This is a genomic window from Leifsonia sp. NPDC058248, from assembly GCF_042881905.1.
In the GTDB taxonomy this organism is placed as follows: Bacteria; Actinomycetota; Actinomycetes; order Actinomycetales; family Microbacteriaceae; genus Leifsonia.
On sequence record NZ_JBHVXB010000032.1, the window covers coordinates 1 to 1,124 of the forward strand.

Annotated in this window: 2 protein-coding genes; both read left to right on the top strand. The window is 58.4% G+C overall.

The genetic code is table 11. The features are described from left to right. The coding region (locus ACFVV5_RS19195; RefSeq protein WP_387247310.1) for a PD-(D/E)XK nuclease family protein at nt 1–561 on the top strand (561 nt) is incomplete at its 5' end. Nucleotides 562–697: 136 nt separating this feature from the next. Continuing rightward, a partial coding sequence (locus tag ACFVV5_RS19200; protein ID WP_387247312.1) for a DnaB-like helicase C-terminal domain-containing protein occupies nt 698–1,124 on the top strand: 427 nt, incomplete at its 3' end.

Consider the following 1,124-nt stretch of genomic DNA (forward strand, 5'->3'; position numbering starts at 1 on the left):
GCCCGGGTGAACAAGGCTCTTGAAGCTGAGCCCAACTTGGACCACTGGCTGACCGCCGGCACAGACGGGCAGTCGGACATCGAGGCCCGGTACGTCCTAGGTATGGACCAGATCAGGGCATACGTCGCATGGGCCCAGGATGCAGAGCCCGTAATCTGGAAGGACTCCGCAGGTCAGCCCGGCATTGAAAGGCACTTGACGGCAGACCTCGGGGGTGTCAGAGTCCAGGGCTACGTGGATCAGCTCCTTGAACGGCCGGATGGGTCGGTGCGGGTCCGCGATCTCAAGACGGGTAGTACGAAGTCGAAGTTCCAGCTTGAGACCTATGGGGTCCTTGCGCGGAAGGTTTTGGGGGTGACTGTCAATGACGCTGATTGGTTCATGGCCAAGGTGGGGAAGCCGTCAAAGCCAGTCGATCTCATCGCAGTTACCGAGGAAGCGGTAGCCTCACGCTTCGTCACCATGGACCAGAACGTGAAGGCGGGAAAGTTCCCCGCTAAGCCCGGGTTCCTGTGCCGCTTCTGTGATGTCAGCCATGCCTGTTCTTCTCGTCGTGGCTAGCAACTCCATTGCATTGCATATGCCAGACGCGTATGCTTCGATCAGAGACACCGCCCCTAGGGGCTTTTTTTAGACCCGCCTACTTGCTTCCCGTGATGTGCGGGGAGTGGTGGGTCCGAGGAAAGGAACCGGAGCTATGTTCTCTCTAACTCAGTCGACAAGGATTCGTGGGGCAGCGGGTGAACCGATCCCAAATGCGTTCAAGTCCCTCAAGCGGCTGGAGGTCGAGTTTCGGCGGTCTGAGCTTTCGCTAGTCGTTGCCGGCCCAGGCACAGGGAAAAGTCTCTTCGCGCTGTTTTTGGCGATGACAGCGAACATCCCAGTACTGTACTTCTCCGCCGACTCAAGTGCTGCAACGCAGGTGGCAAGGGCTACGGCAATGGTCACCGGAGATGACTCCAAGGTGGTCAAGGAAGCACTTGTGGGGGGTGACTTCTCGGAGTATGAAAGTGCTCTAGGAGGCCGCTGGTGGACCCGCTTCAACTTCTCGGCTCGCCCCACTCAGAAAGAAATTGAATCTCACCTCCTGTGCTATCTCGAAGTTTACGGGTGCACCCCGCATC